General features: G+C 60.5%; 4 protein-coding genes. 3 read left to right on the forward strand and 1 reads right to left on the reverse strand.

The window, feature by feature from the left end:
* Positions 1-293: 293 nt before the first annotated feature.
* Entirely contained in the window at positions 294-596 is a 303-nt protein-coding gene (locus tag HL671_RS35500; protein ID WP_283813112.1) for a metal-sensing transcriptional repressor, read from the reverse strand.
* Between the two features lie 2,173 nt (positions 597-2,769).
* Here HL671_RS35500 and HL671_RS35505 point away from each other — a divergent pair.
* Genes HL671_RS35505 through HL671_RS35515 form a run of 3 tightly spaced genes read left to right on the forward strand, consistent with a single transcriptional unit; the run spans position 2,770 to position 7,993 of the window.
* Positions 2,770-4,887, forward strand: a complete 2,118-nt coding sequence (locus tag HL671_RS35505) for a carbohydrate porin (RefSeq protein ID WP_246706050.1) — start codon at positions 2,770-2,772, stop codon at positions 4,885-4,887.
* Positions 4,888-4,911: 24 nt separating this feature from the next.
* On the forward strand, positions 4,912-6,648 hold the full coding sequence (locus HL671_RS35510; protein WP_172243305.1) for an ABC transporter permease: 1,737 nt from the start codon (positions 4,912-4,914) through the stop codon (positions 6,646-6,648).
* A 31-nt stretch (positions 6,649-6,679) separates the two neighbouring features.
* Complete coding sequence (locus tag HL671_RS35515) at positions 6,680-7,993, forward strand: ABC transporter ATP-binding protein (protein WP_210264241.1); 1,314 nt, start codon at positions 6,680-6,682, stop codon at positions 7,991-7,993.
* Positions 7,994-8,265: the final 272 nt, after the last annotated feature.

An 8,265-nucleotide genomic window follows, 5' to 3' on the forward strand; every position in this document is an offset into this window, starting at 1 on the left:
TCTGGTCTTACCCGTTGGCACGAGGGTGGTTTTCTGCTTGTTCTCGCAGGTGTGCTACTCATTTGGTTTGGCCGCTAGATCGTGCTGTCGGACGTTCGTGCGCCACGCCGGGATGGCGCCGCGATTGGCGAGGACAGCGCGCGCCTTACGGCGGATTGTGCCGGCCGGGCAACATCCGCCACAAGGTCGGATCGACGCACAAGGTCGGATCGCCGGAAGGTCTGACTCACGTCATTCGTGGGCGAAGGAACTTGCTTGTCAACGGGCGTCAAAGCTGGAAGCTGCGGCCTACCTTACAAATATTTCGAAATCAGCTTGAAATCTCTCAACGCTGCCTGCCCCTTCGAGCCGTGCGTTTTGAAGGACCGTTCGAGACTGTGGCTGATGTGGTCGTGAATCAGCGCCTTCTTGGCGCTTTCGATCGCGCTCTCGACCGCCTGCAGTTGCTGGGCAATCTCAGCACAAGGTCGATTGTTTTCGACCATTTCGATGATGGTCTCGAGATGACCATTGGCGCGTTTCAGCCGCCTGGCAATCGCAAGATGAGGATAGTCACGCATTGGTTTTTTTCTCCTATCGTTGTAAGGATATATCATTCATCCTCCCGCGGGGATAGGATGGGCCACTTGACTCGCGATGAGCGCGCGCATATGGGCCACTAGGCGATACGGAATGTTCCGTTCCGGGTCGCTATCAACCGCCATAAAGAGAGCCATGGCAGTCCTCGCAATGGCAGCGCGTCCCCGATCTATCCGGCCCGATCCGCGTTGTAGCAAGAAGTCGCTATTGCGACGGCCATAGCCGTGAGAATCAACGCCGCAAATAAGCGGGCCTTTAGCTCACGGTCCTGCCGCACGAAGCGGAGGGGGAGATGAGCGACCTTCAAGGCAGTTGCACGACACAAGCCGGCTGGTTCCCAGCACCGTCGCGCGAAGATTTCCGCCTAGATCACGCTCCCTCGATCGGACCTGGCCGTTGGCTTAAGCGGTGAGGGCCGGAAGATGATCAACGCGGCCATCTTGGAGGCGCGACGCTGGGGAGCGATCGGCGCGCTTCGCTTGGCCAGCCGAATGCTCCGCTGTGCGATGATGCTTCACCGGACCCACCGGATTTCACACGGCAGTCTGCTGGCTATCCTATCTGGAACACGCGTGCTGGAGCGGCTGGGAGCTTGGTTAGCTCTCGGGCATCGGCGGAAGCGCAAGCGAGCCGAGCGAGATCTTTGAAATGATAACACCAATTGATCAAGCCATCATCTGCCTCTGCACCGCGACGGATTTGAGAGCTGGCACTGGATTCAAGCGCCAATAGCGTCAGCGACTGGCGGGCCTGCCTGGAGCCTGCGGCAACTGGACAGCACTGAACTCGAAGAGAGCGGATGCATCGAGGCGATCGCACAGCTTACGGCGCAATCGAACAGTGGTGCGATCTTTGAGTAGATCGCCAGCCGGCACAGTCTTGAACCGACCGATTTCGACCGCTAGCCCCGGCACGGAGCGGCTGTTGCATGGTCCCCTAGCCGCGAGCTGGCGGGCCTTTCTCCCCCGATCCATCTAAACCCGAAGCGGTGTGCTCGTTCGGTACGCTACCTGATGTCGGCCGGGCCGCGGCAAGCGCGCGTTTGAGGATCGCGGACGCGGCCCCTGCCGCAACCGAGTTCGCTGGGGAATCCAGTTGACCCGGACGCGCTTGGAACCGACGACGCTACACCGGTCGTCGACGCACTTTGGAAGGCTGGCTTGGTCTGAAACGATCCAGCAGCCTTGCTCGTCGACGCGGTCGCTATCGTGACAACCACGATCAACAGCAAAAAGCTGATGCGACACATTGCGCTGCTGTTCCGGCTGAGAAAACCTAAAAATAGTCTAATGCTGAATGCGGCGGAAGTACAGGAGTGCGTTCATTTTTCGATTTGAGAGCAGCTCGCAACAGACAACGAGCTGCGAGGCGCCTGATTCATCCGGGGTCGTCGCGGACCAGCGCTCGGCTGCACCAGTACAATCTTTGCGCATGCCGGAAGAGATTCGCAATCAGCCAAAGATCGAAATATAGGCGCACCGGCAGCTGCTCACTATCCTCCCCGGAGGATGACCGCTTTTGCTTGACTTCGTTCCAGACCGAGCCTAGGGGACGACGGCGCTTCCGTCGCGGATCATGCGATGACGAAGCGCGTCCCAACCCTGATGAAAGAGCTATGGGCAGTACGACCTCTGGCAACGTCACTCCACTCCACGCGATTGGATCGGTATTGCCGTCACTCCTTGAGATCAACCGCGCCGGCGGCAGCCGTGGAGGCGTTCGTGGTCAATAGATGACCCGCGTCGCTCATCCTGCCGTAAGGCGACAGGAAAATGAGCGATGATCCCGAACATCACAAAGTCTCGGCCGGTTGTTTCCGGGTCTCGGTTGCCCAGCACCGCATTTCACAAAACCTTCTTTCAATCGTCGTACTCGCACCTTGGCAGGCTGAGGTGGCTGTCCCAGGGCCCGCGCGTCATCCGGCAGCAAAGCCAACGCGCGATAGAAATTGCAGCACGAGACTGGTTCGAGAGCCGAGACCTTGCTCGACCGGTCTCATCGCTGTGTTGCACGCACGTCACTTGCCGATGCCATCTCACCATGCTGCGGAACAGGCTTGTTGCAATTGCGAAACGGACGGGGGTGAATCGTGCCTGCGTCCTGTTCGCTCCGCGGGTCGCCGTGGAGCAGTGTTTCCCTATCTTCTGGCGGTCGGTGCTGCCCGGAATTATGACGAACGAGACCAGAGAAATGGCGGTAGCGGCCGATAAGCGGGGCGCCGGCGGACGACGGCGCATACGGCTCGTCGTCGGCATCGGGCTTGGTGCGATGTTTAGTTTCGAACACGTGGCTCTCGCGGCGGACCTCGCGGTCAGCGCCTCCGTGCCCTACACGTCGACGACCTACGACTGGACCGGCTGGTATATCGGCGCGCATGCGGGTGCGCTGAGGGGCTCTACGACTTGGACATCGACGCCGCTCGGGCCTGGAGGACTGCCCTTGAACGGTGCGTTCGACCTTCCGCTCAATTTCAATTTCATGGCCGGGACCGGCAGCTACGTTCTCGGCCTGCAAGGTGGATACAATTATGTCCTGCCGTCGCGAGTCATGCTGGGTATCGAAGGCGATGTGAGCGTCCCAAATTCCGACGTGGTGGTGCCGTACTCGGTGAAGGGCAACCAGAGCGCCGCTTCGTCCTCGATCGGCCAGGTTACCTACGGCGAATCCGTCATCCATTATGGCAGCATCCGTGGCCGGGTCGGCTATGCCTTCGATCACTTCCTCCTCTACGGCACGGGCGGGTTCGCCTGGACCTATGACCAGGTGACGCGGAGCCAGGACGCATCTCCCCCTGCCGGCAGTCTCGCACCTGCGGGCACGCTGGAGTCCAAACTGCTGTGGCGGCTCGGATGGGTCGCAGGCGTCGGTGTGGAGATCCCGATCACTGGAAACTGGTCGGCCAAGGCCGAGTTTCTGGAAACTGGGTTTGGTCGCAAGGGCACGTTCTTCCCGGCTTCGGCGGACGGCTTTCAGTCTGACCTTGCCATGCAAAGCGTCCGCGTCGGGCTAAACTACAAGATCGGCGACACCAATCCGATACCGGCGCTGATCACCAGAACGCCTGAGGCGTTAGAGACTGACCGTTTCGCTTTCCACGCCCAGTCGACCCTCCTCGAGCAGTACGCCTCGCCGTTTCGCTCGCCCTATGTCGGCACCAACAGCCTCAATCCGAATCAGGCTCGCGAGACCTTTGATGCGACGTTTTACGCCGGCATGAAGCTCTGGGACGGCGCCGAAGCCTGGGTCAATCCGGAGATGGACCAGGGCTTTGGTTTGAGCAGTTCGGTAGGGGCGGCCGGCTTCCCAAGCGGCGAGGCTTACAAGGTCGGCGCGAACTATCCTTACGTGCGTCTCCATCGCGCTTTCCTCCGCCAGACCATCGACCTCGGCGGCGATGCTCAGAAGATCGATTCCGGCTTCAACCAATTCGCCGGATCGACCACGTCCGATCGCCTGGTGATCACGCTCGGCAAGATCGGCATCCCCGACATCTTCGACACCAACAAATATGCCCACGATCCGCGCAGCGATTTCATGAACTGGTCGATCGTCGATACCGGCACGTTCGACTATGCGGCCGACGCCTGGGGCTACGCGCTCGGCGGCGCCATCGAGTGGTATACTGGCCCGTGGACCTTCCGCGGCGGCATCTTCGATCTGTCGGTCGCGCCGAACACGACCTCGCTGGATTCCCGCTTCGGGCAATTCCAATGGATCGGCGAAATCGAGCGTCGCTATTCAATTCTAGGCCAGCCCGGCAAAATCGCCGTCACCGGCTTCCTGACGCGCGGCGGGATGGGGAGCTTTAACGATGCGATCCAGCTCGCGGCAGTAACGGGAGCACCTGCTGACATCACCGCGGTCCGCCGCTACCAAAGCCGCGGCGGCATCAGCATGAACCTGGAGCAGCAGATCAACGAGAATGTCGGCTTTTTCGCCCGCGCGGGATGGGCGGACGGCCACAAGGAGGCTTACGAATTCACCGACATCGACCGCAGCGTCGCAGCGGGATTTTCGATGTCAGGCCGGCTGTGGGGGCGCAACGACGACATCTGGGCAATTGCCGGGGTCGACAACGGCATCACCAAAGTGCACCAGGCGTTTCTCAACGCCGGGGGTCTCGGTATTCTGGTCGGCGACGGGCAGCTTCCGCATCCGGGCGACGAAAGAATCTTGGAGACTTATTACAGCTTTCCGTGGTTCGCCTCGCGGATCACGCTTGATTATCAGCTGATCGTCAATCCCGCCTACAATCGTGACCGAGGCCCGGCTTCGGTATTGGGTGTACGCCTACATACACAATATTAGGCTTTGCCGAGAGGGAGCCGTTTGATGACGCTACAGGATTTCCGTATCGCGGTGCTGACACGCGCGCCACGGCCCAATGTCTGGGACCTGGTTGCGCTGATCTTGGTGGTCGGCACCATGGTCCTGATTGTCTACGGTGGCAAGCAGACCACACTGCCGCTGTCTGCGCTGGATGTCTCGCCGGTCTCGCTCGACCCGGCCAACTTGCCGCTCTATGCGCTGCGCACCACGCTGCGGATGCTGCTCGCCATTGTCTGCTCGACCGTCTTCACCTTCATCTATGCGGCGGTCGCAGCGAAGAGCCGACGCGCAGAAATGGTGCTGATCCCACTGCTGGACATCCTGCAGTCGGTGCCGATCCTTGGCTTCCTCACCTTTACTGTCGTCTTCTTCCTCAACCTCTTTCCTGGACGGGTACTGGGCGCTGAGCTCGCCTGCGTGTTCGCGATCTTCACGAGCCAGGCCTGGAACATGACCTTCAGCATGTACCAGTCGCTCCGGAACGTGCCGAAGGATCTCGACGAGGCCTCCAAGAGCTTCCATTTGAGCGGCTGGCAACGCTTCTGGCGACTCGACGTGCCCTTCGCCATGCCCGGCCTGATCTGGAACGCCATGATGTCGATGTCGGGCGGCTGGTTCTTCGTCGTTGCCTCGGAAGCGATCACGGTCGGCAACACCACGGTGACCTTGCCCGGCGTCGGCTCGTATGTGGCGCTGGCGATCGAAAAGCGCGACCTCGCTGCGATCGGCTACGCCATCCTCACCATGCTGCTCGTCATCATCGCCTATGACCAGCTCCTCTTCCGTCCCATCGTCGCCTGGGCTGACAAATTCCGCTTCGAGCAGACCGCCTCCGGCGAGGTCCCGACGTCATGGATGCTCGATCTCTTTCGCCGCACCAAGACCTTGCGGGCGCTGACGCTGCCCTTTGCGGCGCTCAACCGCGCCTTCTCGAATCTGAGCGTCGAATGGCCTCAGGCGCTGCGGCCCTCTTCCAAACCCGATGCTCCGCCGTCGCGGTTCATCGATGCGCTATGGTTCGCCCTCATCGGTATCGCCACAAGCTACGCGGCCTACAAAGCCTATAGCTACCTCTCGGCCAATCTGCAGCTGTCGGATGTATATGAGGCGTTCCTGGGCGGGCTTGCCACCCTGCTTCGCGTGATCGTGCTGATTGCCCTCGCCACGCTGATCTGGGTGCCGATCGGGGTCTGGATCGGGCTTCGTCCCAGGATCGCCGAGCGGGTGCAGCCGCTGGCGCAATTCCTCGCCGCATTTCCCGCCAACCTGGCGTTTCCGGTTTTTGTTCTCTGGATCGTGCACTACGGCCTGAACTCCAACATCTGGCTGAGCCCGCTGATGATACTGGGCACGCAATGGTACATCCTGTTCAATGTGATCGCCGGCGCCAGCGCCTTCCCGAGCGATCTGCGCGAGGCTGCCGCGAGCCTTCACCTCACGGGCTGGCGCTGGTGGACGAAGGTGATCCTGCCAGGCATCTTCCCTTATTACATCACCGGTGCCATCACAGCTTCCGGCGGCTCCTGGAATGCATCCATCGTGGCGGAAGTCGCCAGCTGGGGCGATACTCACCTTTCAGCGGCGGGCCTTGGGGCCTACATCGCGAAAGCAACAGAGGACGGCGATTTCCCACGCGTCGTGCTCGGTATCACCGTCATGTGCATCATGGTCACCCTGTTCAATCGGCTGTTCTGGCGCCGGCTCTATGCCTTCGGCGAGCGCCGGCTCCGCCTCGGCTGACGATTCAAAGCTCACGATAGAAGACCTAGCCATGCTGGATTCAAACAAGCCGCCGGTCACACTGATCGATATCCGCAACGTCAGCCGCTCCTTCCCGAAGGGATCCGGCGACGATCTCCTGGTGCTGGACAAGGTGGACCTCACCATCCGTTCCGGCGAGATTGTTGGCCTGCTCGGCCGCTCCGGCTCGGGCAAGTCGACATTGCTCCGCATCATCGCCGGCCTGATCACCCCCTCATCGGGAGCAGCGACTTGCCGCGGCGATGTGATCCAGGGACCACCGAATGGGGTCGCCATGGTGTTCCAGTCCTTTGCACTGTTTCCCTGGCTGACCGTGTTGCAAAACGTGGAACTCGGCCTCGAAGCTCTCGGCATTGATGCGACCGAGCGGCGCAAGCGTGCGATTGCGGCGATCGACCTGATCGGTCTGGACGGCTTCGAATCCGCCTACCCGAAGGAATTATCAGGCGGCATGCGCCAGCGAGTCGGCTTTGCCCGGGCGCTGGTCGTGCATCCGGATCTGCTACTGATGGATGAGCCGTTTTCAGCGCTCGACGTACTCACCGCTGAGACACTGCGTACGGACCTCATCGACCTCTGGATCGAAGGCCGATTGCCGATCAAGTCGATCCTGATGGTGACACACAATATCGAGGAGGCGGTATTGATGTGCGACCGTGTCCTGGTGTTTTCGTCAAATCCCGGACGAGTGGCTGCCGAGTTCAAGATCGACTTGGCGCACCCACGCAATCGCCTCGATCCGACGTTCAGACAGCTTGTTGATAATCTTTATGCACGCATGACGCAACGCGCGGAGCCCACGACTCCGGCCGCTGGAGGCATTCCAGGCACCGGCGTGGGTATGGTGATCCACCACGTGTCGTCCAACGTGCTCTCGGGCTTGATCGAAACGCTGGCAGCGGCGCCCTATAATGGTCACGCTGACCTACCCGTGCTGGCGGGCAACCTGCAACTGGAAGCCGATGAGATCCTTCATCTTGGCGAGTCCCTGCAGTTGCTGCGGTTTGCCCATTTGAGCGAAGGCGACCTGATGTTGACCGAGGCGGGCCAGCGCTTCGCGCATCTTGAGACCGACGCACGCAAAAAACTCTTTGCCGAGCACTTGGTTGCCTATGTGCCCGTTATGGGCTTGATCAAGCGCGTGCTTGACGAACGGCCTGCCCATACTGCCCCGGCCGCGCGCTTCCGCAACGAGCTCGAGGACTACATGTCGGAAGAAGATGCCGACGATACACTCAGGGCCATCGTATCGTGGGGGCGCTATGCCGAATTGTTTGCATATGACGAGCAGTCGGAGACATTCAGTCTCGAGAACCCGGGCTAAATAGTCCGTCGGATGTACGAGACTAGTACATCGACACAGAGGTTTTGACTCTTCGTTTTCGCTGCTCCGTCGAGTATTTTGGGATAGGCGCGACCTAATTTGCGCGCGCGCCTGGTCGGTCGTGAACATCCATTTGATCTGGGCGCGCTCGTCGTTACGATGTTTCTCCCATGCGGCGGTCTCTGTGACGAGAACACGAACAGATTGACTGTGCCGTTGCGCCGACACTCGGTATCCGTCCGGTGAAGGCCGCCTTGCCGAATGAGGCGTGT

The organism is Bradyrhizobium denitrificans, from assembly GCF_013179005.1.
GTDB lineage: Bacteria > Pseudomonadota > Alphaproteobacteria > Rhizobiales > Xanthobacteraceae > Bradyrhizobium > Bradyrhizobium denitrificans.

Excerpts from the sequence above, each read along its gene's own strand:
- HL671_RS35500 (WP_283813112.1), bottom strand. The coding sequence starts at position 596 with ATGATATATCCTTACAACGATAGGAGAAAAAAACCAATGCGTGACTAT.
- HL671_RS35505 (WP_246706050.1), top strand. The coding sequence starts at position 2,770 with ATGGCGGTAGCGGCCGATAAGCGGGGCGCCGGCGGACGACGGCGCATA.
- HL671_RS35510 (WP_172243305.1), top strand. The coding sequence starts at position 4,912 with ATGACGCTACAGGATTTCCGTATCGCGGTGCTGACACGCGCGCCACGG.
- HL671_RS35515 (WP_210264241.1), top strand. The coding sequence starts at position 6,680 with ATGCTGGATTCAAACAAGCCGCCGGTCACACTGATCGATATCCGCAAC.